We start from the raw sequence: 25,594 nt of genomic DNA, 5'->3' as shown, positions 1-25,594 counted from the left end.
AGACAAAAAGAAACCCCTTCAGGAGGAAGGGGTGGGTGTATTGTTGAGCTCTTTTTGACTGACGAATTCGGAGAGCCAGGCACGCCGGACTTCCTTGTTCGGGCAGAAAGCGAGGACATAACTCTCGCCGCCCATGTACTTTTCCTTGATCCAGTCTTTATGCTTGCGAAAGAATGCCTGCTGAAAATCTATGGGCATCTGCTGATATTCTTCAAGGGCTGAAGGGTTCTGGAGAAAATAATCTTCATCGTACACAGTTTCATCGTTGTGTTGTCGGCTAATCAGGTATACAAACGCGATCACCAGAAACAGGTTGACCAGAAAAATCGTCATCCGAATCCCTCCCTATCCGCTTATTTATCTGACTAATCTGCTTTATCAGTATATTAACATTTTACCATGCTTTTGCGGATTTTAAACCTTTTTGCATGATTCTTTCGAAAAAAAAACGAGCATCCCGGCGACTGGATGCTCGTCTGTGTGGATTATGAGGTCGTTTTCTCGCCTTCCGGAGCTGGCGGCACTGTTTCCGGAGTCGGCGCCGGCTCCGGCTGGATGATGTCCGGCGGCGGTGCCGGGCTCGTTCCGGGAACCGGGCTGGTTGACGGCGCTGGAGACTGCGAAGGATTCTGCGGAGTCGCGATATCAGGCGGCGGCGCATCTGCACCTACCGCATCCTCTGCCGGCGGCGTCACGTTCTCCGGTTGGGACGGCTCTTCTTTTTTCGGTTGTTTTGCCGGTGCGGAAGCGGCCGAGGCGCTGCTCTTTTTCGCGCTGGACGGCTTTCTCGCAGCGACAGAGTCATCTCCCCCGGCGAGAATCGGCGAGTCATTTAATTTCGCGACTACAGATCCGGAAAGTCCCATCTCCGTCTGAAGCGCGCTGCGGATCGCATTCAGGTTCTCTTTTGGCAGGTAGGTGTAGCCGCCTTGCCAGTAAGCGCCATTATCCAGCGTCTGCAGCGATGAGGAATTCAAGCCTTTGAAATCGTAGGCAAGTCCTTTGATCTGTTCTTTGGACAAATCCGTATGTATGTGCTTGGCGCCTACGTCCAGTATCGCGAATACCTTGGTGAGGCCCTCCAGCGATCCGGCCTTGTCGATCACGGCCTGAATCACTTCCTGCTGCCTGCGGTTGCGGTCAAAGTCACTGGAGTAGTACTTGGTGCCGCGGTTGTCATGGCGGTGGCGAACGTAGCCGAGCGCCTGCTCCCCGTTCAGCAGCTGCAGGCCGGGGCTGAGATTGATGTGCGTGTCGTCCGTCGGGTCATCGTAGACGAGCTTGCGGTCTACATTTACCTCGATGCCGCCCAATTCGTCGATGACCGCTTTGAACCCTTCAAAATCGACGGCAACATAATGATCAATCGGAATTCCGAGCAGCTCGGTCAATGTCTTTTTCGTGAGCGAGATGCCGTTTTCCGTGGGAACCTGATTCTTTCTCTCCGCCTGGCGCCGTTCGGCTTCCCCGTTGGCGTATACGGAGTTGATCTTGTGATAGTCGCGATAGCCTGGAATCTTCACTCGGGTGTCGCGCGGCAGGGAAACCATCGTCACCTTTTTGGTGGTCGGATTCGCCACTGCGACAATCATGACGTCTGTGTTCATCGAGCCGGTCTCCGGCCGCGTATCGCTTCCCAGGATAACCAGCGAGAGCGGTTTATCGTTATGGTATTTCGGATCGAGATTCTCCGATCCGGGGGTTGCATATCCATCCTGCGGCGAGGTGACCGTATTCAAGGCATTTTCGATTTTCCAGTAGACGGCACCCGCAACTCCTCCGGCGAGGAGCAGGAAAAATACAGAAAAAAACATCAGCCATCTGCGGACCTTGCGGCGGCGGACCGGCTTCTTTTTATGGGTAATCGCACGCGTTTTTCCGACCATATCCGGCATATGCATCAGTCTCCTTGTCAGCGAAACGCTTGGGTATCGGTTGCAAGTGTTTCTATAAATAAGAAAAGTGCTTTTCGACAGGAAGCACTAAGTTTTTCATACATTGGGTAAATACTGACTATGGTATTGTATCATAATCGTCGGTTGTTTTGTAGAAAAATGTTCCGCCAATGCGAAACTCCTCCATCTTTGTCGATGGAGGAGCTGGCGGCGGCAATGCCTTATTGTTTTCCCTGCGGAGCCTGGCTGAAGCCCTGAACCGGCCCTTGGGGCTCTTTCTGCGTAGAGCGGTGGGCGTCTCCGCCGTGACGGACGCGTCCATCCTGTTTGCCGTTTGCATCCTTTGACGTTTGTTCCATCCTGTCTCCCTCCTCTCGCGCTCCCGCATAGTGTGCGCGAGGCGGCAGCTTTCCATCCCTTATTTATCCTTGTCATATGTTGCGTCTTAAGTAATGACGATTTTGCGAAACAGTGTTACAGTAAAAAACAAAAAAATACGGAGATGAAAGTATGAGCGCTCAAACCAGCAGTGTGCATCCCCGTCCGGCCATGACAGCTGCGCCGACGGTCTACCGCATGCTGTTTGCCATTAGCCTGGTGCACTTGCTGAACGATAGCATCCAGGCGGTGATCCCTGCCCTGCTGCCGATATTGGAGAGCAACCTCGCCCTGACATACACACAGGTGGGTGTTATTTTATTGGTCGTCAATCTCACCTCGTCGGTGCTGCAGCCTGTCGTCGGCTACGTATCCGACCGCAAGTCCCGCCCCCTGATGCCGCCGATCGCCCTGTTGATCTCCGGCTTGGGGATGTTCGCGCTTGCCCTGGCTGACCATTATTACATCGTTCTGCTCGCTGTCGCCTGCGTGGGAATCGGCTCCGCCGTCTTCCATCCGGAGGCCTCTCGCATCGCCCACCATGCGTCCGGTCCGAGGCGCGGATTGGGACAATCGATCTTTCAGGTGGGCGGCAATGCCGGTCAGGCCTTGGCTCCTCTGATGACCATCCTGATCTTCCAGCCCTTGGGCCAGCCGGGGGCGATGTGGTTCCTCGTACCCGCCGCCGCGGCCAGTGCCGTCTTGCTCTACGTGGCGCTCTGGTACCGCGGACAGCAGCGTACCAAGAAAACCGTGCAGGAGGCCATCTCTCACAGCTACAAACAGAAGCGCATGCTGGCGCTCGGTCTCCTCGTCGTGATCGTCAGCGTCCGCTCCTGGCTGAATGCGGGCTACCAAAGCTTTTACCAATTTTTCCTGATGGATGTGCGCAGCATGGAATACGCCAGCGCCCAGCTTTGCGTGTTTGGCTTTTTGCTCGCAGGCGCGATTGGCACCTTCCTCGGCGGTCCGATCGCCGACCGCTTCGGCAAGCGCAACCTGCTGGTATTCTCCACGCTGGGTTCGCTCCCGCTGACGCTCCTCACTCCTTACGTGAGCGGTGTCTGGACGTATCCGCTGCTCTTCGCGAGTGGGTTGATCATGCTGTCCAGCTTTTCCGTGACCGTCGTCTACGCGCAGGAGCTGCTGCCCGGCCGCATCGGCACCGTTTCGGGACTGATCATCGGGCTTGCCTTTGGCATGGGCGGCATGGGGGCACTGGTGCTCGGCTATCTGGCCGATTTGCAGAACATCACCTTTGTCATCACGCTCTGCTCCCTGATGCCGCTGATCGGAGCCCTGGGCTTCCTGTTGCCGAGCGACAAGGAGATCAACCGCTGGAATCAGACGGCCTAGCCGTCCAGCATCCTTATCTTACGCAGGAATTGCAGACCATGAATCGGCACAAGCAAAAGGCGCAGGTGATCTCCTGCGCCTTTTCTCTGCGGCAATACAAAACCCCGAAGCATCAGCCTCGGGGCTTTCTTTTTTTGCAGGTTGCCCGATTCCGTCTACACGGTCACGCGCTGCGGCAGTCCCATCAACTGACCCACGACAGGCGGGTATAGCTCCGGGGTGCTAAGCAAGCTCCATGTCCCGTCCGCAGACTGGCCGAACAATCCGGAAATCAGCCAGTCCGGCGCAAGCGGCAGCGTGCCATCGGTCGGAAGCGTCACCAGGATTCTGTCGCCTTGGCGGTTTTTAGCGTACCAGCCGCCGTTTGTTTGCTCATCCAGCACCCATGTCTGCTCCGCCACCGTCTGCAGCGGGGATGCGGCGGAAAACAACCGCTGATGCGCCTCTTTTTCCAGCAGATTGCGTCCGCGGTAGGCTTCCGGAAGCGTATCCTTCAGCTCTGCAAGCAGCGGCTGCATCACGCTGGCCAGCGAGGTTCCATGCTGCTTGTCCAGCCATTTGAAAAAGGCGGTGAGCACGGACAGCAAATTGGCTGCCAGTGTTTTCGTCGCGGCATCCACACGGGAAAAGATGTCGTGGACCAGGAAGTAGGCGAGATCTTCCGGGCGCAGCTGCTCCCAGGTAAAGCCCGGGCCAAAAGCACTTCGGACAAACGAGCGGAAGTTGTTCATCACTTCGTCGTACTTTTTCACGGTCGCCTCCGATTTGCCCTCGGTCATCTCCTGGACAAAGCGGTTAATCTCGGCGAGCAGCTCAGGCTGAACCGTGTAAACACTCTCCGGCAGACCCTCGATCAGCGGGCGGGCCAAGAGGTTCGTGACGTACAGATCTGTCTTGGCCACAGCCAGGCGAGATTTCAGCACTTCGACGCGGATGAAACGGGCGACGCCTTGTCCCAGCTTGCTGTCCTGCTCCAGTTGATCCAGCAGATTGCCCAGTTTCTGGAGCAGTTCCGCATTGTCGGAAGCCGCCACCAGCAGGGGAGCCAGTCCTTGCAGCTCGTCATTGGCGGAGACCAGCCATTTTTCCGTGAAATAGGTTTGCACCGCCCACTGCAGCACTTTTGGCGGCAGGGTCGGCTGGCTTGTAATGAATAACGTCCCTTTTGTCAGCTTGGCGCCGGTTGAGGTGAGGACCGAGATGGCCTCCTCCGCAGACGCTTGCGGCAGTTGCAACAAGGCGGCCAGCTCTTCCAGCTGTGCGGCATACCCTTCGAGCCAGACCGTGTTGTCCTGCACCAGGAGTTCGGCCTGGACCTCATACAGCTCCAGCAGCGCATCCTTCAGCGCCGGGAACAGATGCTCTTCCTTGCGGGGAGCGTACACCCAGATTTCCTTGGCCCCATCCCGCTTTTTCAGCTCCAGCATCCGGTTCGACTCGATACTCCGGGTCAGCCTGGCCATATCCGGTACCTGGTACACGCGGCGGAGCAGGCTGTCTGCTCTCCGCGGCACCTCCGCCTGACCAAACTGGGTAATGAAGCGGTACAGCTCCGTGGTGTAGGTCCGCTTGGCAGGATCATCTGCCGCCTCGGCCATCTCCGGATGGGCATCCATCCATTCCAGCAGCGCCGGTTTGACGTGAGGCTGCATAATGATGCTGCCTGTGAACAGCTGATCGCGCAATCCCAGCGACAGCAGGCGGCCGACCAGCAATTGGCCCGGCTGCACCTGCAGGGTATTCGTCCGAATCACGTAGCGCTGCTCACCGCGAAGGGGATGCCGGACCGTCAGGACGTCACGCTCCACCTCGGTAATTTCGTAGATGTCGAGGTGGAGACGGGAAAACGCCCGGCGCAGATCCGGTTCCATCCGGCGGCCGTGCTGCTTGAGATAGCTCTCCAGCGGCGTGTCCCCGTTCGTCTTGAGGTCGAGCACCAGCCAGTTGAAGAAGTGTGCGGTCCATTCCGGATTCATGATGGTTCCCTCGGCGAGGCCCACTTCTCTCGCAAAACGGGTCCGCAGCTCGTCTACCGCTTCGCTGCTCAAAAGACTGCTGACGAAGTGGTTCAAGCGCTCCACCCAGTGTGCGTACTCCTTCTGGAGTTTCTGTTCATGGCGGCTGCGAAGCTCCGTGATCGGGGTCACGACTCCGCAGCATTTTTTGTATTTTTTCCCGCTACCGCAGGGACATAGTTCGTTTCTTCCTACAGACATAAGGGGTTTGAATCTCCTTTCTATCCCGCCGCGGCATGCGCGGGGATTCTCGCTCAATCCCCCTATAAATACCGCATCTTTTTCAGGTGTTCATTTGTTCTCGTTTGGTATCATGAGAGATGCCTGTGGTCTCGGCAGTCTCCCACTCGAGGATAAAGCGCTCCAGCTTGCGAATCAGCCGGCTGATGCGTTCTTGTTCCCTCATGCATTCGGAGATTGCCGAGAGCTGATTGGCGGCAAACAGCTCCACCACTTCCACTTCCATCTCCTGTAGGCGCATCCGATAACTCGTAATGACTTCGCGCAGCAAGTCAAACCGAACTTCCAACCGGATTTTGGCCTCCAGATTGCTCATTGCTGCTGACTTGCCGTCAACACTTGTTCGATGCCAAGTGCGAGCTGTTCATTTTTATGTTTCTCTTTCATCAGGAGTTCTATAGCTTGCATATTGCTTTTTTGGAAGTGAGAAACAACTTCCTGCGACATTTCCGCATTGCGGGCTTGCAGTCTGTCCAAAGCGAGACGAAGCATCTCCTGAACTTCCTGAATGGTCGATTGTGTTTGAACGGAATTCATCGGCACTTCCTCCTCAAAATGTAGTTGTTCGTGATGTTCATGCTGCAATTCAGTCGCCTCTGGCGATTCTGATGATTCATCCGCTTTCGCGTCTGCCGGAAAGCCCGGGGTGTGCAGCTCGGTTAACCCGGGTGCGCTCACAGGGGCTTCAGCAGGGGCCGCTTCCAGCCTGGCCTCTTCGATCTCCCACTCCACCTGCCCGCCGTCCTCGCCAGGCAAAAGATCCTCCTCCGCCTCTTGCTCCTCTTCGGCACAGATGTCGTCTTCACGGACGATGATGTGAAGACGCTCTCCTTCCAGCCGAAACCGGTCGTCCAACGGGGGCAAAAATACAGCGCCGGGCGGGATTTTCGCCTCCTGCTCGAGAAAATGTCCGAGCGATCGGGACGAGATCTGGGCAATCCCATTGCTTCTGCAAAACTGATAAACCTGATCATTGGCGACCGTCCAATCGGCCAAAAACCAGCGGACATCTCCCTGGAATTGTACGAAGCGGAGATCGCGGTCCAGTTGCAGCAAGCGAGTAATCTGGTTCCATCCAAATTGCGTTTGGCGGCGAAGCTCAGCCACTATTTGTTCCAACGTTTTGGGCGTTTGGGTATCGCGCAAATAGCGAAATGCCAGGTCAAACAGTTGATGAGGCTGGTACGTTACTTCCACAATCGCGTCGGTTCGCCCAACCCGCACAGGTGACTGTTTCATCTGCAATACCTTGGTCAGCAGGGCTTCTGCCTCCATATCCAGATGGGCAATCAGTCCGCTCTCTTCCAATCGGCTGCAAATTTCCTCGCGCGGAAGGGAACGTTCGCCTGACCGAAACACCTTTTTGATCATACTCGACAGGGTATAGGTTGGCCGTTTCATATACTTTCTCCTTCATGTTCGTCTGGCAAAATCAAGCGCCAAACAAATGGGAATCACAAAGATATTCGACGCGAATAAAAAAAATCCTACTACGGATTCGCTCGAATGTCACGCAATCCCCTCAGAAGCCGCGCCAGATTTTTCGTTTGACGACAGCGGAATACGCCCACTCCTCTTCCTCTCCCATGTCGGTCAAGGTCTGGCCGAGGGCGTTCATCTTGCTGTCGATCATGTCCAAATAGTGAAAAAGGATCGCCGTCGGCGTCTTGCCCGAGACCGCGCTGCCCCAGCCGTTCTCCACCTCGCCGTGGTGGCTGAGGATGCAGTGCTTGAGATGAAGCACCTCCGCGTCTCCCAGCGGAATGCCGTGCTTGCGGCAGATGCCGCTCACCATCTCGACGCCCATCACCAGATGGCCGATCAATTGGCCCGGCGTCGTGTATTCGGGAGCGATCGGATCGGACAGCTCGTACAGCTTGCCGATGTCGTGCAGGATGCAAGTGGCCACCAGCACATCCCGGTCCACCTGGGGATAGAGCGGGAGCAGCCGCTCCGCCGCCGCGAGCAGGGAGACGATATGCTCCAGCAAGCCGTGGTAGTATTGATGATGCATCCGCACGCCAGCCGGATAGGAGCGGAGGCGTTCACCCGTCTCCGGATCCCGCAGCGCCTCTGTCACTATCGTTTTCAGCGTCGGGCTCTTCAGGCTGTCTACCGCTTTGGTCAGCTTTTCCCACAGCTCCTCAGGCGGGACGGGAGAGACCGGGACCAGCGACTCCATCGATACTTCATCAGCGGCTGTGGCAAGCCGGATCCGCTGGATGACGAGCTGCTTTTTACCTCGATAGGTCTGCACGACCGCGTCGATTTTTACGATGGACTTGACCTGGATCGCTTCTTTCAGCTCAGGCCCTACGTCCCACAGCTTGGCTGCGATCGTGCCCGAGCGGTCTCCCAGTTCCAGATTGAGGTACTCGCTCTGATTGCTGGCCACGCCCGCTTCTTTGCTTTTTACCAGGCAGTACGCGACTACCCTCTCTCCCTCTTGATAGTCCAGCAGATATTTCATCACAAAGCCTCTCCTTTATTTTTTACGAAACAGCGCCTGTTCGATTTTTTTCACCAGCTTTTTCCCCAGAAGTTCGTCTGCCGAGCGGATGACGCGCGTAATCACGCGAAGCAAGTCTTCTTCTCCGTTCCAGTGCTCTCGGACGATGCTCTCCTCGACGTCGACGAGGATCTTGCGCAGGGCATAGACCGCAAACACGACGTCATCGATCAGGCCGAAACCGCCCGTAAGCACCTCCGGGATGAAATCGATCGGCGAGATAAAATAGGCGACGGCCGCACCGGCAATCGCTTTTGCCTGCATGCCGACCCGCTTGTCGACCAGCAGTCTGGCCAACAGGACAAACAGGTCCGGCGCGAGCAAGATGTATTTCGCCACCGCTTCATTGCCGCTGTGTTCGCGGATGAAGGCCTCGATTTTGGCCCGAAGTTTATCGTAAAATCGTTGATGCTGCTCTGGCAGCTCGATCGGCACCAGCTCACGCGGCTTTTGGACCGCGGGCAAATTTTCGCCTGATGGCGGTGATTGATTCTCGTTCAAGGACGATTCCTCCTCTGATTCAGCTTGGATCTGCGCGTGCGCCAAAAAGACCAGGCCGCAATGGCCGCAAGCAAGACCAAAAAGAAGATCGCCAGGTTTCTGGAGATCAGGCCAAACAATTCGTCCCAGCGCTCTCCCAGCTGCCAGCCCAGGGTCACGAACAAAATGCTCCAAAACAGCCCGCCGGAGTAAGTATAAAGCATAAAGGTGGGAAACGGGAGGCGGGTAATCCCCGCAAAATAGGCCGTGAACTGTCGAACTCCCGGGATAAAATACCCCAGCGGCAGCGCCCATTTGCCCACTCGGTTAAACCAGTCCTCCGTCTTCTGATAGAGCGTATAGCCCAAGCCGAATCGGCGGCCGTACCGCTCGATAAAGGAAAAGCCCAGAGTCCTGCCGATCCAGTAAGCCGTCGTCATCGCTGAGATGGAACCGAGAAAGCAGACGAGAAAGGTGGGGAAAAGCTCCAGCTTTCCGGTAGAGACGAGGAAACCGGAGAAGACCAGCAGCGTCTCCTCAGGCAAGGGCATGCCCAATATCCCTAAAAAAAACAAGCCAAACAAAGCGCCATACCCATATTGAGAAATGTAGTTGCCAAGCGAAGCCGCGATTTCTTCCATATACTTCACCACGTTTCAACCAGATGAGTCACTCCCTCATTATGCCAAAAATATAGCAGTCACACAAACAAGCTCCGCCAGGAATTGTCCTATTTTTTCCAATAATCGCGAAAATTGACGAAAAACATTTTTCCAAACGTGGCTTTCCCCACCCCTATTCGCTATAATGGATGGAGTGAGTTGACTGGTAAACGAGGGACAAGCCGGAATGTGGAAAAAAATCTACCGAAAACTGAAGTACGAGTACTACAAGCTGATCCGGATGAAAGGAGCCCCTTCCTTTGTGGCTCGCGGCTTTTCCGTCGGCATTTTTGTAGAGTTTATCACCTTGCCGACGTTTGGCCTGGCCTTTCTCCTGTTGTTCCCCCTGGTCAAATTGTTTCGCTGCAGCCTGCCCGCCGGCTTGATCGGCTTCGTTATTGGCAAGCTCGTTCTCCCTGTATTTATGGTACTGAACTATAAATTGGGCTATTCCATCGTCGGAAAACCCCTGCAGGAACATCTGGAGCACAATAACGAATCGGTGCAAGGCTGGTTGATCTGGATGAAGGAAAAGGGGCTGGCTTACTTCACGGGAAGCGCCGTGATGGGGCTGATCGTCGCCATCGGCAGTTACTTCCTGGTCTACACCGCCCTGCAATGGTATCGCCGCAAGCGGGCGCGGCGCACACCTGCCCGCGACGCTGCTGCCGCAAAATCGGAGCTGGCGAGGAAATCTCAGCCGTAACGTAACGAAAAGACCGGTACTGACATATCCGTCAGACCGGTCTTTTTTGTTGCCTGATGCCGTACATTATCCGAAAAAGCCCTTTTCGCGCAGGTGGCTCATCAATTCCGCGACAGTCATTGTCTCTTCCTGAAGCAAACGGAGCGTCTCTTCTACCTGCTCAGGATTGAGCCCGTTGGCAGCCAGACTTTCTTTGACCAAGACGATGTTTGGACGGCGGAAATGTGCTTGCAGGGTGCGAAGCACGCGGCCTTCCAGTGTTGTTTTGAGCATCAATTCGGTGGTGGACATCTATTTTCCCCTCTTTCCTCGGAAGATTTTCGCGTACCTTTCATTATCGTACAAACCTGTCCAAGAATCAACGTCAGATCCCCGGCATCAATTTCCGCTTGTGTTCGGAGATTTTGTGAAGGTACTCGATGCGCTCTCGCACCTCGGGGCGGGTCTGGCCGGTGATCAACAGCCGATCCAGATCTTCGTAGGTGAAGCCCATTTCCTGTTCGTCCGTCTGTCCTTCCCAGAGGTCGGCCGAAGGAGCTTTGGTGATGATGGACTCCGGTACTCCCAGTTCGCGGGCGAGAATGCGCATTTCATGCTTGGTCAGGCTGGCCACGGGGTTAAAATCAGCCAATCCGTCGCCCCCCTTGGTCATATAGCCGACATAAATCTCGCTGCGGTTGCACGTGTCAGCCACCAGGTAGCCTTTTTGATTGGCGATGCCGTAGAGGGTCGTCATCCGCAGACGAGCCTTGGTATTCCCCTTTGTTTTCTCATCCAGCGGCTGGACCGCTTCGATCGCGGGCAGCAGGGCGTCATAGGCCGGCCCGATATCCACTGTAACCAGCTGCAATTGGATGGCTTCCGCCAATTTACGGGAATCTTCCTCGTGGACGGGCAAGGAATAGGCTGGCATCCATACGCCGATGACCCTCTCGCTGCCCAGTGCCCGCACGCAGAGCGCCGCGGTTACCGCACTGTCGATCCCGCCGGAGATGCCGACCACGACTCCGCCCAGGCCAGGTCCGTCTACCTGTTGGCGAATAAAGGCCACCCTTTTCTCCAGATCCTCTTTTACCTGAGCCTGGTACTGCACCAAATGCTCTTCAAACCTGTCCATGTCAAGAAACCCCCATCATCAGCATTTCATTCCCATCCTATCATGTGCAACCTAAGTGTGGCAATCGGCGGCAAACAGGTCTACACTATAGGATAGAGCAAAGACTTACCCAAGAAGGAGCGTTCGGATGATCATCATCAAGAGTCCAGAAGAAATTGAACAAATGAGAGCGGCAGGAGAAATTCTCGCTGCCTGCCACCGTGAGCTGGCCACGCTGATCCAACCGGGGATTACGACCTGGGAAATCGATCAATTTGTCGAGGAATTCCTGAAAAAACATAAAGTCACCCCCGAGCAGAAAGGATACTCCGGCTATCCCTATGCCACATGCGCATCCGTCAACGACGTGATCTGCCATGGTTTTCCCAAAAAAGAACCGCTCAAGAATGGCGATATCGTCACCATCGACATGGTCGTCAACCGCAACGGCTGGCTCGCCGATTCGGCCTGGTCCTACGCTGTCGGCAACATCTCGGAGGAAGCCAGACGGCTTTTGGAGGTTACGGAAAAATCCCTCTACTTAGGGATAGAACAGGCTGTCGTTGGCAATCGGATCGGCGATATTTCCCACGCGATCCAAAGCTACGCACAGGAGCAAGGCTACTCGGTGGTTCGCGATTTTACCGGCCACGGCATCGGACAGAAAATGCATGAGGAGCCGTATGTGCCCCATTACGGTCCCCCGGGACGCGGCCCCCGCCTCAAGGAAGGCATGGTTATCACGATCGAGCCGATGCTGAATGTGGGCACCTATCACGTGCAGATTGACGAAGACGGCTGGACCGCGCGGACGCGCGACGGCAAGCTGTCCGCGCAATACGAGCACACGATCGCGATCACCGCTGACGGCCCCCTGATTTTGACAAAGCAATAGCGCAAGTGGTTTTTTTGAATAGGAAAAAGTGGCCCTTATGCAGGAGCCACTTTTTTTGTTTATGCGCGAACTTTATTGGCGGACGCGCTGGTGAACTCCTCCAGCTTTTTCACGTCGTCCTCGAGCTCGCGAATATCTTCCTCGATCAGCTTCTTCAGATGCTGCTTTTCCCGCAGGACCTTGCGGGTCTGCTCCAGACGCTTGTTCATGTCAAACACGCCGAGATGCACTGCCTTTCCCTCCCTATGTAAGTGCTGGCTTCCACCTTACATCTTATGCAGGGGGGAGAAAAAGTTGCGCTAAACCCCTCGCCACTTGGCTAATTCCGCGCGCAGCCGCTGCACCTCCTGCAGCAGCGCCCGCTTTTCCAGCCGGTCGATTTCACTGTCCAGATCAGAACCGTAGCTGTTTCCGAAAAGCGGATCATGCGGCGGGTAGCTGTCCGGGCTATGCGTCCAGACAGGCTCCTTGGGCATGATGATGCCCAGCAGGAGATAGATCAGAAGCGGTACACCCGTAAACAGCGTCAGGATCACCACTCCGATCCGAACCAGTGTCGAATCGATGCCGAGAAAGTGAGCAACACCTCCACAAACGCCAAACAGTCGCTTGTCGTAGCGAGATCGATATAAACGCCTTTCCATCATGACATTCCTTCCTCTCTGTATCCGTTTCCTTATAGCTCTAGGATACCGGAACAGTGGGCCGGCCAAAACTGGCCGCAGAGGGATTTGTCCTCCGTCCCGGGACGGAGGGGAGCGTCGGCCCGGTATGAAAAAGGACGGCCTGGTCTACTCTACAAGGGAGGTGATCCTGATGCCCTTTTTACTCGTGCTTCTCGCTGTATCGCTGGCCGGGTGCGCAGCCGATCAAGAGAAAGCAGACCCGCTGCGTACAAACGCGATCCTGCAGAGCGACCGAACCATGTACTATCAACAAAACGTCCTGCTCCCCCCAGGGACGGAGCCCAACGCCACGCCCTATGGAACACCGACTAACTTCGGGACGGCCGGCGAATACGGACGGACGATCCGGCCGGATGCGGTTTCATCCTACCCCGGGTGGGAGCCGGTTAAATAATGCCTTGCGACAGAAGCGCCTTGGTAATGCCGATAAAGTATTCGGACTCGCGTCTGATGTGATTCAGCACGGAAGCGGCGACCGGATTGTTCCGGAAAGGCGCGCTGGTCGAACCCATTTGGTTCAGCAGCTGGATAAACTGTTCGCTCTGCTGCATCGCGAAGACAACCAGTTCCCTGATTTGCCGGAGCATGTCTTCGTTTACCCGGTCGCCGGAACGGACGACCGCTTCCACGTAACGGACAAACAGGCCCTGCGTCTGGGCAAATGACTGCTCCCAGGCTCTCAGCGCCTCGACGAACGGCGCCTCCAGATTGGGGGCGAGCTCGCGCAGGACGACCGTATGCTCCATCTCCTGCTGTTTCCAGAACTCCCCTTCGTCCAGCACTCTTAGCGGCATCTTATCATCGTAGTAAAATTGCACCCAAAAACTCCTCCTCTACATATCTCTCTTCCCCGATGGGGCCACCACAGTTTATGTAAAAAGGGCGGGTCTGGGTGCATGGCTGGTTGAAAAATGATGCCAAAACGGAGCTGTGGGCAAGAAGAAGCACCGCCCCTTTTACGGACGGTCTTTTCTGTCAGGGGAATATACAGGCCGCGGCCGATCAAACGGCTCTGCCACCCTGGCGTAGGAATGTCCCGCCAGCCGGCTGACGGGCGCGAAAGCGGCGATGTCGATCCTGCCGTCCTGGTAGAGGCTGTCGTCTACGTGGACATGGACGACTTCGCCGATCACCAGATCGGATGTGACCGGATCGCCAAGCGTGACGATCTGATGCAGCCTGCACTCAAAATGGATGCGGGAGGCTGCCAGCCTGGGCGTACGGATGGACGCGCTGGGCATCGTCGATAGCTGAAGCGCCTCTACTTCGCTGATCTCCGGCGGATAATCGGCAGAGGTCTCATTGACGGCGTCCACGTTATACGCATCCACCATATTGACCACAAACTCTCCACTCTCCAGAATATTGCGGGCCGTGTCTTTCATTACGCTGCCCGGTTTGCGCATCACCGCGATCGATACCATCATCGGCTCGATGCTGGCTACATTGAAGTAGCTGAACGGGGCTGCATTCAGGACGCCTTCATGCCCGAGCGACGTCACCCAGGCGATCGGCCGCGGAACGATGCAGCCAATCAACAGCTTGTATTTTTCCTGTCGTTCGATCGCGCTGATTGCGATTTCCACGTCTGCTTCCTCCTTCTCTTTACGTCGTTGCGGGCGGAAGCCAGCTGGCCATGTAATCGGGATCCTCGATCGCCAGTGCCTGTCTGGTCACCTGCAAGGGGCGGAACGTATCCAGCATGACCGCCAGCTCCTTCGTCTCCTTTTTGCCGATGCTCGCCTCCACTTTGCCCGGGTGGGGACCGTGGGGGATGCCCATCGGGTGGAGCGTGATGGACCCTTCGTAGATGCCTTTTCGGCTCATGAAGTTGCCATCTACATAGTAGAGTACCTCGTCACTTTCTACATTGCTATGAAAATAAGGAGCGGGGATCGCTTCCGGGTGGTAGTCGTAGAGTCGTGGCACAAATGAGCAGACGACAAAATTCTGACCGGCAAAGGTTTGATGAACCGGCGGCGGCTGATGGATCCGGCCGGTAATCGGTTCGAAATCGTGGATGCTCAGCGCGTACGGATACAGATACCCGTCCCAGCCGACCACATCAAACGGATGAAAGTCGAACTGATAGCTGTACAGCACTTCCTGCCGCTTCACCCTCACTTCAAAGTCTCCGGCCTCGACATGGGTCACAAGCTGCTCCGGGACGCGAATATCTCGTTCACAATACGGGGAATGTTCCAGCAATTGCCCGTACTCGTTGCGATAGCGCTTGGGCGGCACGATTTCATTTTGCGATTCGATGACGAGGAAGCGGCTGGGCGTCTTGGTCTCGATCCGGTACGTGGTGCCGATCGGGATGACCAGATAATCGCCGGGGTAGTAGGGAATCGTTCCGAAGATCGTTTGCAGCTCGCCCTCTCCCTGATGGACAAAGAGCAGTTCATCTCCGTCCGCATTTCGGTAAAAATAGTTCATCTGCTCTGTCGGGACACAGACGCCCATCAAGACATCGCTGTTGCCCAAAAGATACGTTCTGCCCGATACGGGATCTCCTCCTGCCGGAGCCTCGAACGTCTTGAAATGCTGATGCTTTAGGTCCGCCTGCTCCACAAATTGCGGCCGGACATCGGCCACTTTGCGCGTCGAGCGGACCTGTGTCGGCGGGTGGTGATGGTAGAGGATCGACTGGATGCCCGAAAAGCCCTTGGTCCCCATCACCTGCTCCCGATACAGCTCGCCGCTTGGTTTTCGAAATACCGTATGCCGCTTTTGGGGGATCTCCCCCATTCGGTGGTAAAAAGCCATTCGCTCTTCCTCCTATTCGCTGATGATATTTTGCAAGACGCCCAGCCGCTCCACTTCCAGCTCCACCACGTCGCCTGGCTCAAGCCAACGATGCCGCTCGGTGCCCAGCTCCAGAATACAGCCGGTCCCGACCGTGCCCGAACCGATGACATCGCCCGGATAGAGCGGGCAGTCGGCGGATGCCCGGGCGATCATCTGGGCAAAGGTGTAATGGATGTCCTGCAAAGAGCCCCGCGACAGCTCGATGCCATTGACGCGTGCGACCATCGCAAGCGGGTAGCGGGCGCCCTCCGCACCGGGGATCTCGATATCGGCGAGTTCGTCCGGGGTGACCATCCAGGGCCCCATCGAAGTGGCGAAGTCTTTGCCCTTGGCGGGGCCGAGCCCTACTTTTACTTCCTCGCGCTGCAGATCGCGGGCGCTCCAGTCGTTCAGGATGCAATAGCCGGCGATGTACGCATCCGCCTGCTCGACCGGAATGTCCACCCCTTCCCTGCCGATGATGCAGGCAATCTCCAGCTCGTAGTCGAGCCATTGCGCAGCTTTCGGCTTTTTCACGGACGCCTTATGCCCGAGAAAAGCGGCCGGATTGGAAAAGTAAAAGACGGGAAAATGATACCACTCCGGGACCATCGGAAGTCCGCGCCGGGCCCGGGCTGTTTTGACATGCGCTTCGAATGCGTAGAAATCGCGAAAGCTGCGCGGTCGCGGCACGGGAGAGCCCAGCGTGACTTCGGCCAGCGGATATGACTCTTCCCCGTCCGCTTCCCGTGCGGAGAGCTGCTGCAGCGGCTCCTGCCAGCGCTCCCATTGATCCAGGAGCTCCTGTATGTCCGCAGATGCTCCCTCTATAGCGGAGGCGATATCCACGACCCGCTCGCGGCGCAGGATTCCCGCCCGCCAGGGTCCCTGCTCAGCCGTGCGATAGGAAACGATCTTCATCGGTTCCACCTCATTTCGCAAAAAGGTATGGAGGCTGAAATAGCCCCGTGACGATACAAAAGGCCCAGCATACGCACAGCGGAAGAAAGAAGCGCGAAAACAGCTTTTCCTGCTTTCGGCAGCCCCCTTGCTTTCCTCTTGAACGTACGCTGGGCCCTGTCTGCTCCCCGAAGAAGACCTTGTGGGCCTTCCCCCGCAGACAACCAGCTCATGCCGTATATTCTTCTCAGTACCTCTATCATAGCGAAAACGCTTACAAGATGCCAGAGGGCAAATCACAAAGATTCACCCAAATACGCCTGTGCCCCAGCCGGGAAAAACTGCCGCACCAGCCTCATCATGTCATCGGGCAGCGGCTCCCTCCACTCCAGCTGCTCGCCTGTCCGCGGATGTACAAAACGGAGTCGTGCAGCGTGAAGCGCTTGCCGTCCGATCCAGGTGCGCCCTCCCCCGTATAAATCGTCTCCAGCCAGCGGGCATCCGCGATGGCTGAGATGGACCCTGATCTGGTGCGTCCGGCCCGTCTCCAGCTTCAGCTCCACCAGCGTCATTCCTCTTCCCCGCTCTCGCACCGCAAAATGGGTGACCGCGCGCTGCCCGTCCGGCCGCACCTCGCGAGCGATGATCGAATCATCCCGAAGGCCGATCGGCTCATCGATCACTCCCTCTGTCTCGTCCCAGACACCCTCGGTGATGGCCAGATAGAAGCGGTGCAGCTCCCCTTCCTTTTGCAGTCTGCTGAACTGTTCGTGCGCCCACTGATTTTTCGCGACGATCATCAGGCCCGATGTGTCTTTGTCGAGCCGATTCACCGGACGAAATCGCCGCTGCTCTCCCCGCTGCTGCCAATAATACGCCACGCCATTGGCCAGCGTATGGCCTGTGTGATTGCCTGTCGGATGGACGACCAAGCCCGCTGGCTTGGCGATCACGAGAATATCCTCGTCCTCGTGGCGAATTGCCAAATCCATCGGCTCCGGGGCCAGCATCTCTTCTTCCGCCGGCACGAGGACGCGGACGACATCTCCTGCCTCCAGCTGCTCCGTCACGTATACCGGGATGCCGTTGCGGCTGATTTCTCCCTGGTACTTGGCCCTCACCAGCAGCCGGCGGGATACTCCGTAATCTCTCTGCAGCACATCCCTGATCGTCATGCCTGCGTGCCGTTTCTCCGCCTTTATTCTCAAAAGCTCTTCCAGCATGAATGTTTGCACCTTCTGTCGTGTATATCTGCTGATAGTATAGCAAAAACGAGTCTTTGCGTCCTGAAAGCAGGGAAATGAAGTCAATGGTTGGAAGCACCTTGGCACGAAAAAAACCCCCTTCACCGGGAAGGGGGCTTCGATTTGACAGTGGACGAATCAAGAAAATCTTACTTCGCTGCTTTGGCAGCCTCAATGGCCGCTTCGTAGTTCGGATGCTCGCCGACAGCCGGCACGTATTCTGCGTAAACCACCTTGTCGTTGGCGTCTACGACGAATACGGCGCGGGAGAGAAGACGCAGCTCCTTGATCACGACGCCATAGGCCAGGCCAAAGGAAAGCTCGCGGTGATCGGAGAGGGTTTGCACCTTGTCGATACCGGCAGCGCCGCACCAGCGGGACTGGGCAAACGGCAGGTCGACGGAGATGGTCAGGATGGTCACGCCGTCCAGTTTGGCCGCTTCTTCGTTAAAACGGCGGGTTTGCGCATCGCACACGCCTGTATCCAGGGAAGGCACAACCGAGATCAGTCGAACGGTTCCTTTGGAATCATCCAGTGTCACCGGAGTCAGGTTATTTGCCAATACGGTGAAGTTTGGAGCTGTATCTCCTACCTTGATCTCAGGTCCGAGCAGAGTTACCGGGTTGCCTTTAAATGTAACAACGCCTTGACGTTCTACTGCAGCTGTCATCAATTCTTCCTCCTAACAATTTGGATGTAAGTAAATATGTACGTTCTCATCATACCTTATTTTTCTATGATTTTCACTATGGAAACAGGGAATATTGCATTTCATCCGAAAACCTTCCCCTCATGCTGATTCTGCTCCTGTTTCCAGATGCTTTTGATCTCATGCTCATATTCCCAACCGCTGCGCCGGTTCAGGTTGTGACAGCGCATCAGCCCGTGATACAAGGCAAACAAAAAACTGACTTTCTTCAGTACATAGCAGGTGGGTTTTGCCGAAGGCAGCACTGTATTTATGATCTCAATCCGGTAGGAGCCCATCTCCCGGGACTTGCGCGTGGGCATGAGATACCCCATCTGTTTCAGCACAAATCCGTAATCAAACTGGCCGTTATCATCGAAGTCGATCGTCTCCTCCGACGTCGCCAGCCACTTGAGCAAGGTCTCCAGATCGAGCTGCTCGAAGCATGCCGGTTTGGGCAGCGCCAGGACAGAACCGTCCTCATTCACGAAATAAATATGATCCCGATAGTGAAAGATCAGCTCATCCTCGGGCATGCTTTCGCGAAACATCCAATGGGAAACGGGAATCAGCATTCGCCATATGTCAGCAGGGGTCTTATGCAGGAAATCCATGGCAGTCATCCCCTCCTTTCCCTACCATTTTGGGCAAACGGAGGATTCGCTATTCAATCGAATAAATATGCAATTTCCTGGATAAGCCCTGATCAAAACGCTCTTTTCTTCTCATTCTCTAGGCCATGAGAAGTAAATATTCATAACCGCCCTAATATTTTTTCGGAAAAAGGGTGTTTCTGTAACTGCAATTTTGTATATTTACTGTATATATATTATTTTTGCGTAATTCAGATTTGAGCGATGAATAGGGGGAGAACCATGAGAAAAAGAAAGATTAACCGCTTGTTGGTAGCAAACCGCGGCGAAATCGCCATTCGGATTTTCCGCGCCGCAACCGAGCTGGGCATTCGCACGGTCGCGATTTATTCCGAGCAGGACAACGTCTCCATCCACCGTTTCAAAGCAGACGAGTCTTATCTCGTCGGCGCTGGAAAAGGGCCGATCGAAGCTTATCTCGACATTGAGAGCATCATCGAAATCGCCAAGCGCAACGATATCGATGCCATCCACCCGGGCTACGGCTTTCTCGCGGAAAACGCTGAATTTGCCCAGCGCTGTCAGGAAGAGGGTATTCTCTTTATCGGCCCCTCCTCCACATTGATCGATAAATTCGGAGACAAGGTAGAAGCCCGCCGCATGGCGGTAGAAGCAGGGATTCCCGTCATTCCCGGAACGCCCGAGCCGATCGATTCCCTCCAGGAGGCGCTTCTGTTTGCGAAAGAATACGGCTATCCGATCATCATCAAGGGAGTATCGGGCGGCGGAGGTCGCGGCATGCGGATCGTTCGCAGCCAGGATGAACTGCAGGACGCGCTGGACCGCGCCCGCTCCGAGGCACGCTCCGCCTTTGGCAATGCCAAGGTGTACCTGGAGCGGTACCTGGAGAATCCGAAGCATATTGAAGTGCAGATCCTGGGTGACACGCACGGGAATATTGTGCATCTGTTCGAGAGGGATTGCTCCGTGCAGCGCCGCCATCAAAAAGTAGTGGAAGTCGCACCCAGCCTCTCTCTCGATGATGAGCTGCGCGAAGCGATTTGTCAGTCTGCCCTCAAACTCATGAAGGAATCGGGGTATTCCAACGCCGGTACCGTCGAATTTTTGCTCACGCCCGATCGGCAGTTCTACTTTATTGAAGTGAACCCGCGCATCCAGGTAGAGCATACGATCACGGAGCTGATCACCGGGATCGACATCGTCCAGGCCCAGATACGAATCGCCGAAGGGCATCGCCTGTCTGATCCGGAGATCGGCATCTCCTCGCAGGATGACGTCAAGATGAGCGGCTACGCCATCCAGTGCCGTGTGACGACAGAGGATCCGGAGAACAATTTCCTGCCGGACGCAGGCAGACTGCTGGCCTGGCGCTCGGGCGGCGGCTTCGGTGTCCGTCTGGACGGCGGCAACGGCTATCCGGGCGCGATCATCACGCCGTATTACGACTCTCTGCTGGTCAAAATCTCTACCTATGGCGCATCGTTTGACCAGGCCGCCCGCAAAATGCTGAGAACCTTGCGCGAATTCCGCATTCGCGGCGTGAAGACCAATCTGCCGTTCCTGGAAAACGTCGTCACCCACCCTGATTTTCTCAGCGGCAATTACGACACGTCGTTTATCGACACCAAGCAGGAGCTGTTTATATTCCCGGGACGCCAAGACCGCGGCACAAAGCTGTTGAGCTACATCGGCAACACCATCGTCAACGGCTATCCTGGCCTGGAAAAAGTGGACAAAAAACCGCATTTCGATACGCCGCGGATTCCGCGCACGCCGTTTGCCCAGCCGTATCCGGAGGGAACCAAACAAATTCTCGAGCGCGAAGGCGCAGACGGTCTGATCAAGTGGATTCAGTCCCAGGATCGCGTCCTTTTAACCGACACGACCTTCCGCGACGCTCATCAATCGCTGTTCGCCACGCGCGTCCGCACCTACGACCTGGCAGCCGTAGCGGAAGCGACCGGCAAGCTGGGGGCGGGCCTCTTCTCCCTGGAGATGTGGGGCGGTGCCACCTTTGACACGTCGATGCGCTTTTTGCGGGAATCTCCCTGGGAGCGCCTGCAAATCCTGCGCGAGCGCATCCCCAACATTTTGTTCCAGATGCTGCTGCGGGGAGCAAACGCTGTCGGCTATACCAACTACCCGGACAATGTCATTCACGCTTTTGTCAAAGCGTCTGCGGAAAACGGCATCGATGTCTTCCGCATCTTCGACAGCCTCAACTGGCTGCCGGGCATGCAAACCGCGATTGAAGCCGTGCGCAATTCCGGCAAAGTGGCTGAGGCGGCCATCTGCTACACGGGCGATATTCTCGATCCGAGCAAAACCAAATACACGCTTTCCTATTATGTACAGCTGGCCAAAGAGCTGGAGAAAGCCGGCGCGCATATCCTCGCGATCAAAGACATGGCGGGCCTGCTCAAGCCGTATGCAGCCTATGAGCTGGTGCGTGCGCTCAAACAGGAGATCGGCATCCCGATTCACCTGCACACGCATGATACGTCCGGCAACGGCGGAGCGATGCTGCTCAAGGCGATTGAGGCGGGCGTCGACATCGTCGATGCGTGCGTCAGCTCCATGTCCGGCCTGACCTCCCAGCCCAGCCTGAACGGCTTGATCGCTGCCCTCGCCCATACGGAGCGGGACACCGGACTTGCCGAAGAGCCCTTCAACAAGCTGTCCGACTACTGGGAAGATATCCGCCCGTACTACCAGGGCTTCGAAAGCGGGATGAAGTCCAGCAATACGGAGGTCTACATCCATGAGATGCCGGGCGGCCAGTATACCAATCTGGAGCAGCAGGCCAAGGCTGTCGGTCTGGAAGGCCGCTGGGATGAAGTGAAGCACATGTACGCCGTCGTCAACCGGATGTTTGGGGACATCGTGAAGGTGACGCCTTCCTCCAAGGTCGTCGGCGATATGGCGCTGTTCATGGTGCAAAACGGACTGACCGAAGAAAACATCTGGGAAAAAGGGCAGCGGCTCGACTTTCCGGACTCCGTCATTCAGTTCTTCCAGGGCTATCTCGGACAGCCGCCGGGCGGTTTCCCCAAAGAGCTGCAGGCGCTCGTCCTGAAGGGGCGCGACGCCTTTACCACGCGGCCGGGCGAGCTGCTGGCTCCCGTCGATTTCGACAAGGTCGCCCTGGAGCTCACCGAGAAAATCGGGCGGGAAGCAAGCGAACTGGATGTGCTCTCTTACATCATGTACCCGCAGGTATTCCTCCAGTACGAGCAGAGCATCAAGGATTACGGGGACCTGTCTGTGCTCAACACGCCTACCTTCTTCTACGGACTGCGTCCGGGCGAAGAGACTGCGATCACGATTGAGCGAGGCAAGACCTTGATCATCAAGCTGGTCGCTGTGGGCGAGCTGCATCCGGACGGCCGCCGGATCATGTACTTTGAATTGAATGGCCAGCCGCGCGAGATCTTCATCCGCGATCAGGCAGCCAAGGTCTCCGAACTGGCACGGCGCAAGGCTGACCCGCAGGAGCCTGGCCATCTCGGCGCTTCCATGCCGGGCAAGGTGCTGAAGGTGCTGGTCTCGGTCGGAGACAAGGTGCGCAAAGGAGAGCATCTCCTCGTCAGCGAAGCGATGAAAATGGAGACGACGATTCAGGCGCCCATCGACGGCAAAGTGACGGCGGTCTATGTCAAAGCGGGGGATGCGATCGAAACGGGTGACTTGCTCCTGGAAATGGAGTAAAATACCCTCATACTGAAAGAAAATCCCAGATGACAGGAGGAGATGGGAGTGCGCCTCGCAGCGGTTCATCAGATTCCGTACAGCCAGCGGGTCGGTCCGTATCATTTTCAAATGATCCAGGCCAAGCTAAGCGGGCCGGTACAGCCGATCACGGGATACAATCTGCAGCCGTTCTACACGCGCCATCAGCAATGGATGACCGATTTGGCTGACTCCCTCTCCCATCTGTACCGCTATACAGCCGAACTGAATCAGGCGGCGGGCAAGTTCGATGCGTCCCGTCCGCAGAGTGTGTTGTACGCTCGCCTCGCCCTCAGCTCCCGCCCGGATACGCTTCAGGCCAAGGCAGGAGCCAAAGCGAAACCGGGCCGCCATCAGGTGGAAGTAGCCCGTCTGGCCAGCCCGCAGGTAACGATCGGGATGTCGGCCGAAAACAGTGGCCCCTCGCCCGTGTCAGCAGGTCTCCATTCGTTCACCCTGACGGCCCAGGGACAGGAGAAGCTCCTCACCGTGCTGGTGAGCAGCGCCGATACGCATGAACAGGCATTGAGGCGGATCGCCGGTGCGATTCAGCAAAGCGATTCGGGCGTGACCAGCGTGATCGAGTACCAGGGAGCAGCGAGCCGCCTCGTCCTCCGTTCCCTCCGGAGCGGTTCGGACCAGGGCTTCGCGCTGGCAGATCGCGACGGCAGTCTGGTGCGTGCCCTTGGATTGGACCGAATCGCTCGCGTGGCGGAGGATGCGGCGTTTGCCGTCGACGGGATGTGGTCCAGCTCGCCTGGGAATCAGGTGGAGCTGATGGAACAGGTCACCGCGACCTTGCTGCAGCCCGGCAAGGTTGTCCTACAGATCGAACCGGATCTGGATGGCATCGTGGCAGCTGCCCGTGATTGGGTCGATCGCTTCAATCGGCTGCACCGCTTTCTGGAAGGTCGGCCGCAGATGCTGATGGGCTATCTGTCCGAAACCTTGCAGGACATCTCCCTTGAGGCTCGGGCGAAGTTGGGCGATTTTGGCCTTCGGGCAACCGCCGACCGCTCACTGGAACTGGACGAGGAATGGCTCCGCCATGCGCTGGAGCGCGATTATCCCCATTTTGTGGAAAAGGCGTCTGATCTGTCCCGGCTCATCATCGAAATGACGGGAGCCTGGCGCTCGACTCCGCCCAGCCAGCTAACTGGTTTAACGGAGGAAAAACCGTACGGGAGCCCTTCGCCTTCGTTTTTGCCGCGGCAGTTTTTCAAGCAGGCGGTCTATACCGGCCTGCTTGTCAATCAGCTGTGGTAAGGAAATGCTGCGCGCGGCCATGACACGCGGGAGACTGTGTTTTCGTACGGAGTCGCGCGGCTGTTACACGAGGTGTAGCGACGCGGCAGGCAGACAAAAAACAGGTATGCCCCTTGTGGACGTACCTGTTTTTTTATTCCACCCATCTATGCCGAATGCAATTGCCTCAAGACTTGGCGTGCGGAACTTCTCAGCTGCGCTGGATCAGTTCTTCCAGATCATGCTCATCCACATTGGTCACCAGCGTGGTGGAGGAGACGGTCGGCTCTTCCTTTTTCCCGAACATCCCTTGCATTTTCTCCACAAATTGCGGTACGGTGTCCAAAATGCGGTCGTACAAATGCGTGGAGTTTTCCAGCGGAATCGAACGGATGCCCTGTTTGCCCACGACCAGGAACGCGACAGGCGTTATGGAGACACCGCCGCCGCTACCACCGCCAAACGGATGGCCGATTACACCCGGATGATCCTTTTCAAACTGGAACTCGCTTCCCCCCGCCGCAAAGCCAAACCCCACCTTGGAGATGGGCAAAATTACGCTGCCGTCCGGCGTTTCCACCGGATCGCCGATAATCGTATTGACATCCACCATTTGCTTGATGTTTTCCATAGCGGTTCTCATTAAACCCTGAATGGGATGGTCTGCCATTGTTCTGTTCCTCCTTCACCTGGGTGAAATGGCTGTTTGCTTGGTTGCTTTAGCATTAGTTATCCTGCCCCAAACCGCTACCGGACATGTACACGCCCGCCTAGGCTCCTGAAGGAGTGGTTTTCCATTGAGGTTTCGGCTTTTGGCGCAGTCTGACCAGCAAACGTATTCCGGTCAGCAGCGCATGGCCCAGCCGAAAATGAAGAATGATGCGAGCCTGTGTGCGGATGACCATCTGGTTCCACACAGGCTGAACGCTAAGCCGCGGCATGCTGCGCAGCGAGATGGCATGGGAAAACAAAGAGACGATGATGCTTTTTACCCCCCAGATGACACCCAGTATCGCCCCCGTTTCCGCAGCATCCCCCGCCCCCAGCACGGTGTGCCACTCTAACCGTTGGCAGCGCACCTGTTTGAGAAATTTCTGGATGATCGGTTGAAAGTCGTGAAAACGTTTCAGCAGTTTTTGATAGTTTTTCTTCCATTTTTGCAGTTGTTTTTGGTCCACGCCTTTTACGCGTTCATCCCTCTTCGTCTGTTGATCGACCGTCTCGACTTTAGCCCGCAGTTCTGGACCCTTGTCTGTTTTTTGCAGGGTCATCACCGGCAGCTCGAATTTTCGCCGGATAATGCGAAACCAGGCTGAGACTTCCATCACCAGATGATCGTTATCGCCTACCCTGCCGTAATAGACGGATATCCGCACCGGGGTCATGACAATGAAAACCATGATCAGAAAAATAGCAAAAAGTATCCACCAGCCCAACAAAAAATCCCATCCTTTCCGCCCTTAGT

28 protein-coding genes are annotated in these 25,594 nt (G+C 56.2%); 6 read left to right on the top strand and 22 right to left on the bottom strand.

Going from position 1 to position 25,594, the window contains the following annotated elements; translation table 11 throughout:
- Positions 1–18 precede the first annotated feature (18 nt).
- The 3 genes from JD108_RS07100 to JD108_RS07090 form a co-directional block, all read right to left on the bottom strand.
- Complete coding sequence (locus JD108_RS07100) at positions 19–333, bottom strand: hypothetical protein (protein ID WP_198829165.1); 315 nt, start codon at positions 331–333, stop codon at positions 19–21.
- Between the two features lie 152 nt (positions 334–485).
- Entirely contained in the window at positions 486–1,895 is a 1,410-nt protein-coding gene (locus tag JD108_RS07095) for an LCP family protein (protein ID WP_198829164.1), read from the bottom strand.
- A 221-nt stretch (positions 1,896–2,116) separates the two neighbouring features.
- The gene (locus tag JD108_RS07090; protein ID WP_198829163.1) at positions 2,117–2,254 is read right to left on the bottom strand and encodes a hypothetical protein; all 138 of its coding nucleotides are present in this window, start codon (positions 2,252–2,254) and stop codon (positions 2,117–2,119) included.
- Between the two features lie 151 nt (positions 2,255–2,405).
- On the opposite strand from JD108_RS07090, the gene JD108_RS07085 reads away from it, so the two are divergent.
- Positions 2,406–3,629 (top strand): MFS transporter, encoded by a 1,224-nt coding sequence (locus tag JD108_RS07085; RefSeq protein WP_198829162.1) that lies wholly within the window; start codon positions 2,406–2,408, stop codon positions 3,627–3,629.
- Between the two features lie 155 nt (positions 3,630–3,784).
- Here the strand turns inward: JD108_RS07085 and JD108_RS07080 are convergent, their stop codons facing one another.
- The 6 genes from JD108_RS07080 to JD108_RS07055 all read right to left on the bottom strand — a co-directional run bounded on the left by JD108_RS07080 (position 3,785) and on the right by JD108_RS07055 (position 9,514).
- Entirely contained in the window at positions 3,785–5,845 is a 2,061-nt protein-coding gene (locus JD108_RS07080) for a YecA family protein (protein ID WP_198829161.1), read from the bottom strand.
- A gap of 82 nt (positions 5,846–5,927) precedes the next feature.
- Positions 5,928–6,200, bottom strand: a complete 273-nt coding sequence (locus JD108_RS07075) for a hypothetical protein (protein ID WP_198829160.1) — start codon at positions 6,198–6,200, stop codon at positions 5,928–5,930.
- Complete coding sequence (locus JD108_RS07070; protein WP_198829159.1) at positions 6,197–7,285, bottom strand: hypothetical protein; 1,089 nt, start codon at positions 7,283–7,285, stop codon at positions 6,197–6,199. Before JD108_RS07070 ends, JD108_RS07075 begins: the two co-directional genes overlap by 4 nt.
- Positions 7,286–7,406: 121 nt before the next feature.
- Positions 7,407–8,354 (bottom strand): 3'-5' exoribonuclease YhaM family protein, encoded by a 948-nt coding sequence (locus JD108_RS07065; protein WP_198829158.1) that lies wholly within the window; start codon positions 8,352–8,354, stop codon positions 7,407–7,409.
- Between the two features lie 15 nt (positions 8,355–8,369).
- Positions 8,370–8,894 carry a YkvA family protein gene (locus JD108_RS07060; RefSeq protein WP_228728340.1) on the bottom strand — a complete coding sequence of 175 codons (525 nt, stop codon included), beginning with the start codon at positions 8,892–8,894 and terminating at the stop codon, positions 8,370–8,372.
- Complete coding sequence (locus JD108_RS07055) at positions 8,891–9,514, bottom strand: DedA family protein (RefSeq protein WP_198829157.1); 624 nt, start codon at positions 9,512–9,514, stop codon at positions 8,891–8,893. The genes JD108_RS07060 and JD108_RS07055 overlap by 4 nt, the downstream gene beginning before the upstream one ends.
- A gap of 208 nt (positions 9,515–9,722) precedes the next feature.
- Here JD108_RS07055 and JD108_RS07050 point away from each other — a divergent pair, with 208 nt between their 5' ends.
- Positions 9,723–10,241, top strand: a complete 519-nt coding sequence (locus tag JD108_RS07050) for a DUF2062 domain-containing protein (RefSeq protein WP_198829156.1) — start codon at positions 9,723–9,725, stop codon at positions 10,239–10,241.
- Positions 10,242–10,307: 66 nt separating this feature from the next.
- Here JD108_RS07050 and JD108_RS07045 read toward each other — a convergent pair whose 3' ends face one another.
- Positions 10,308–10,532 (bottom strand): hypothetical protein, encoded by a 225-nt coding sequence (locus tag JD108_RS07045; RefSeq protein ID WP_198829155.1) that lies wholly within the window; start codon positions 10,530–10,532, stop codon positions 10,308–10,310.
- Positions 10,533–10,605: 73 nt separating this feature from the next.
- A complete protein-coding gene (gene nadE / locus JD108_RS07040; protein ID WP_198829154.1) occupies positions 10,606–11,358 on the bottom strand; it encodes an NAD(+) synthase in 753 nt (250 codons plus the stop codon).
- Between the two features lie 127 nt (positions 11,359–11,485).
- Between nadE and map the strand changes: the two genes are divergently transcribed.
- Entirely contained in the window at positions 11,486–12,232 is a 747-nt protein-coding gene (map, locus tag JD108_RS07035) for a type I methionyl aminopeptidase (RefSeq protein WP_198829153.1), read from the top strand.
- A 59-nt stretch (positions 12,233–12,291) separates the two neighbouring features.
- On the opposite strand, the gene JD108_RS07030 is transcribed toward map, so the two are convergent.
- Complete coding sequence (locus JD108_RS07030) at positions 12,292–12,462, bottom strand: hypothetical protein (RefSeq protein WP_198829152.1); 171 nt, start codon at positions 12,460–12,462, stop codon at positions 12,292–12,294.
- A gap of 69 nt (positions 12,463–12,531) precedes the next feature.
- On the bottom strand, positions 12,532–12,879 hold the full coding sequence (locus tag JD108_RS07025; protein WP_198829151.1) for a PspC domain-containing protein: 348 nt from the start codon (positions 12,877–12,879) through the stop codon (positions 12,532–12,534).
- Between the two features lie 124 nt (positions 12,880–13,003).
- Here JD108_RS07025 and JD108_RS07020 point away from each other — a divergent pair, with 124 nt between their 5' ends.
- Entirely contained in the window at positions 13,004–13,312 is a 309-nt protein-coding gene (locus JD108_RS07020; RefSeq protein WP_228728339.1) for a hypothetical protein, read from the top strand.
- On the opposite strand, the gene JD108_RS07015 is transcribed toward JD108_RS07020, so the two are convergent.
- The 7 genes from JD108_RS07015 to JD108_RS06985 all read right to left on the bottom strand — a co-directional run bounded on the left by JD108_RS07015 (position 13,305) and on the right by JD108_RS06985 (position 19,155).
- Positions 13,305–13,736 carry a DUF2935 domain-containing protein gene (locus JD108_RS07015; protein WP_198829150.1) on the bottom strand — a complete coding sequence of 144 codons (432 nt, stop codon included), beginning with the start codon at positions 13,734–13,736 and terminating at the stop codon, positions 13,305–13,307. The genes JD108_RS07020 and JD108_RS07015 overlap by 8 nt on opposite strands.
- Positions 13,737–13,874: 138 nt before the next feature.
- Positions 13,875–14,504, bottom strand: coding sequence for a flavin reductase family protein (locus JD108_RS07010; protein ID WP_198829149.1), 630 nt, complete (start codon positions 14,502–14,504; stop codon positions 13,875–13,877).
- A 19-nt stretch (positions 14,505–14,523) separates the two neighbouring features.
- Entirely contained in the window at positions 14,524–15,687 is a 1,164-nt protein-coding gene (locus JD108_RS07005) for a homogentisate 1,2-dioxygenase (protein WP_198829148.1), read from the bottom strand.
- Positions 15,688–15,699: 12 nt separating this feature from the next.
- Positions 15,700–16,629, bottom strand: a complete 930-nt coding sequence (locus JD108_RS07000; protein ID WP_198829147.1) for a fumarylacetoacetate hydrolase family protein — start codon at positions 16,627–16,629, stop codon at positions 15,700–15,702.
- 275 nt (positions 16,630–16,904) lie between these two features.
- On the bottom strand, positions 16,905–17,831 hold the full coding sequence (locus JD108_RS06995) for an RluA family pseudouridine synthase (RefSeq protein WP_198829146.1): 927 nt from the start codon (positions 17,829–17,831) through the stop codon (positions 16,905–16,907).
- A 170-nt stretch (positions 17,832–18,001) separates the two neighbouring features.
- Positions 18,002–18,523, bottom strand: a complete 522-nt coding sequence (tpx, locus tag JD108_RS06990; RefSeq protein WP_198829145.1) for a thiol peroxidase — start codon at positions 18,521–18,523, stop codon at positions 18,002–18,004.
- 101 nt (positions 18,524–18,624) lie between these two features.
- Positions 18,625–19,155 carry a hypothetical protein gene (locus JD108_RS06985; RefSeq protein ID WP_198829144.1) on the bottom strand — a complete coding sequence of 177 codons (531 nt, stop codon included), beginning with the start codon at positions 19,153–19,155 and terminating at the stop codon, positions 18,625–18,627.
- A gap of 261 nt (positions 19,156–19,416) precedes the next feature.
- Here JD108_RS06985 and pyc point away from each other — a divergent pair, with 261 nt between their 5' ends.
- A complete protein-coding gene (gene pyc / locus JD108_RS06980) occupies positions 19,417–22,863 on the top strand; it encodes a pyruvate carboxylase (RefSeq protein ID WP_198829143.1) in 3,447 nt (1,148 codons plus the stop codon).
- 42 nt (positions 22,864–22,905) lie between these two features.
- A complete protein-coding gene (locus tag JD108_RS06975; RefSeq protein WP_198829142.1) occupies positions 22,906–24,150 on the top strand; it encodes a flagellar cap protein FliD N-terminal domain-containing protein in 1,245 nt (414 codons plus the stop codon).
- Positions 24,151–24,340: 190 nt separating this feature from the next.
- Here JD108_RS06975 and ytfJ read toward each other — a convergent pair whose 3' ends face one another.
- A complete protein-coding gene (ytfJ, locus tag JD108_RS06970; protein WP_198829141.1) occupies positions 24,341–24,799 on the bottom strand; it encodes a GerW family sporulation protein in 459 nt (152 codons plus the stop codon).
- Positions 24,800–24,899: 100 nt separating this feature from the next.
- Complete coding sequence (locus tag JD108_RS06965; RefSeq protein WP_228728338.1) at positions 24,900–25,565, bottom strand: DUF2953 domain-containing protein; 666 nt, start codon at positions 25,563–25,565, stop codon at positions 24,900–24,902.
- Positions 25,566–25,594: the final 29 nt, after the last annotated feature.

It is taken from the genome of Brevibacillus composti (assembly GCF_016406105.1).
GTDB classification, from domain to species: domain Bacteria; phylum Bacillota; class Bacilli; order Brevibacillales; family Brevibacillaceae; genus Brevibacillus; species Brevibacillus composti.
The sequence above is the reverse complement of the archived record's forward strand: the minus strand, read 5'-3'. Positions and strand labels throughout refer to the sequence as shown.

Bases quoted from the DNA above. Each gene is read 5' to 3' on its own strand.
- JD108_RS07080 (WP_198829161.1), bottom strand. From the start codon at position 5,845: ATGTCTGTAGGAAGAAACGAACTATGTCCCTGCGGTAGCGGGAAAAAA.
- JD108_RS06995 (WP_198829146.1), bottom strand. From the start codon at position 17,831: ATGCTGGAAGAGCTTTTGAGAATAAAGGCGGAGAAACGGCACGCAGGC.
- nadE (WP_198829154.1), bottom strand. From the start codon at position 11,358: ATGGACAGGTTTGAAGAGCATTTGGTGCAGTACCAGGCTCAGGTAAAA.
- JD108_RS07045 (WP_198829155.1), bottom strand. From the start codon at position 10,532: ATGTCCACCACCGAATTGATGCTCAAAACAACACTGGAAGGCCGCGTG.
- map (WP_198829153.1), top strand. From the start codon at position 11,486: ATGATCATCATCAAGAGTCCAGAAGAAATTGAACAAATGAGAGCGGCA.
- JD108_RS07095 (WP_198829164.1), bottom strand. From the start codon at position 1,895: ATGCCGGATATGGTCGGAAAAACGCGTGCGATTACCCATAAAAAGAAG.
- JD108_RS07090 (WP_198829163.1), bottom strand. From the start codon at position 2,254: ATGGAACAAACGTCAAAGGATGCAAACGGCAAACAGGATGGACGCGTC.
- JD108_RS07050 (WP_198829156.1), top strand. From the start codon at position 9,723: ATGTGGAAAAAAATCTACCGAAAACTGAAGTACGAGTACTACAAGCTG.
- JD108_RS07005 (WP_198829148.1), bottom strand. From the start codon at position 15,687: ATGGCTTTTTACCACCGAATGGGGGAGATCCCCCAAAAGCGGCATACG.
- JD108_RS07065 (WP_198829158.1), bottom strand. From the start codon at position 8,354: ATGAAATATCTGCTGGACTATCAAGAGGGAGAGAGGGTAGTCGCGTAC.
- JD108_RS07075 (WP_198829160.1), bottom strand. From the start codon at position 6,200: ATGAGCAATCTGGAGGCCAAAATCCGGTTGGAAGTTCGGTTTGACTTG.
- JD108_RS06985 (WP_198829144.1), bottom strand. From the start codon at position 19,155: ATGGATTTCCTGCATAAGACCCCTGCTGACATATGGCGAATGCTGATT.
- JD108_RS06975 (WP_198829142.1), top strand. From the start codon at position 22,906: ATGGGAGTGCGCCTCGCAGCGGTTCATCAGATTCCGTACAGCCAGCGG.
- pyc (WP_198829143.1), top strand. From the start codon at position 19,417: ATGAGAAAAAGAAAGATTAACCGCTTGTTGGTAGCAAACCGCGGCGAA.
- tpx (WP_198829145.1), bottom strand. From the start codon at position 18,523: ATGACAGCTGCAGTAGAACGTCAAGGCGTTGTTACATTTAAAGGCAAC.
- JD108_RS07020 (WP_228728339.1), top strand. From the start codon at position 13,004: ATGAAAAAGGACGGCCTGGTCTACTCTACAAGGGAGGTGATCCTGATG.
- JD108_RS07000 (WP_198829147.1), bottom strand. From the start codon at position 16,629: ATGAAGATCGTTTCCTATCGCACGGCTGAGCAGGGACCCTGGCGGGCG.
- JD108_RS07100 (WP_198829165.1), bottom strand. From the start codon at position 333: ATGACGATTTTTCTGGTCAACCTGTTTCTGGTGATCGCGTTTGTATAC.
- JD108_RS07025 (WP_198829151.1), bottom strand. From the start codon at position 12,879: ATGATGGAAAGGCGTTTATATCGATCTCGCTACGACAAGCGACTGTTT.
- JD108_RS07055 (WP_198829157.1), bottom strand. From the start codon at position 9,514: ATGGAAGAAATCGCGGCTTCGCTTGGCAACTACATTTCTCAATATGGG.
- JD108_RS07085 (WP_198829162.1), top strand. From the start codon at position 2,406: ATGAGCGCTCAAACCAGCAGTGTGCATCCCCGTCCGGCCATGACAGCT.
- JD108_RS07070 (WP_198829159.1), bottom strand. From the start codon at position 7,285: ATGAAACGGCCAACCTATACCCTGTCGAGTATGATCAAAAAGGTGTTT.
- ytfJ (WP_198829141.1), bottom strand. From the start codon at position 24,799: ATGGCAGACCATCCCATTCAGGGTTTAATGAGAACCGCTATGGAAAAC.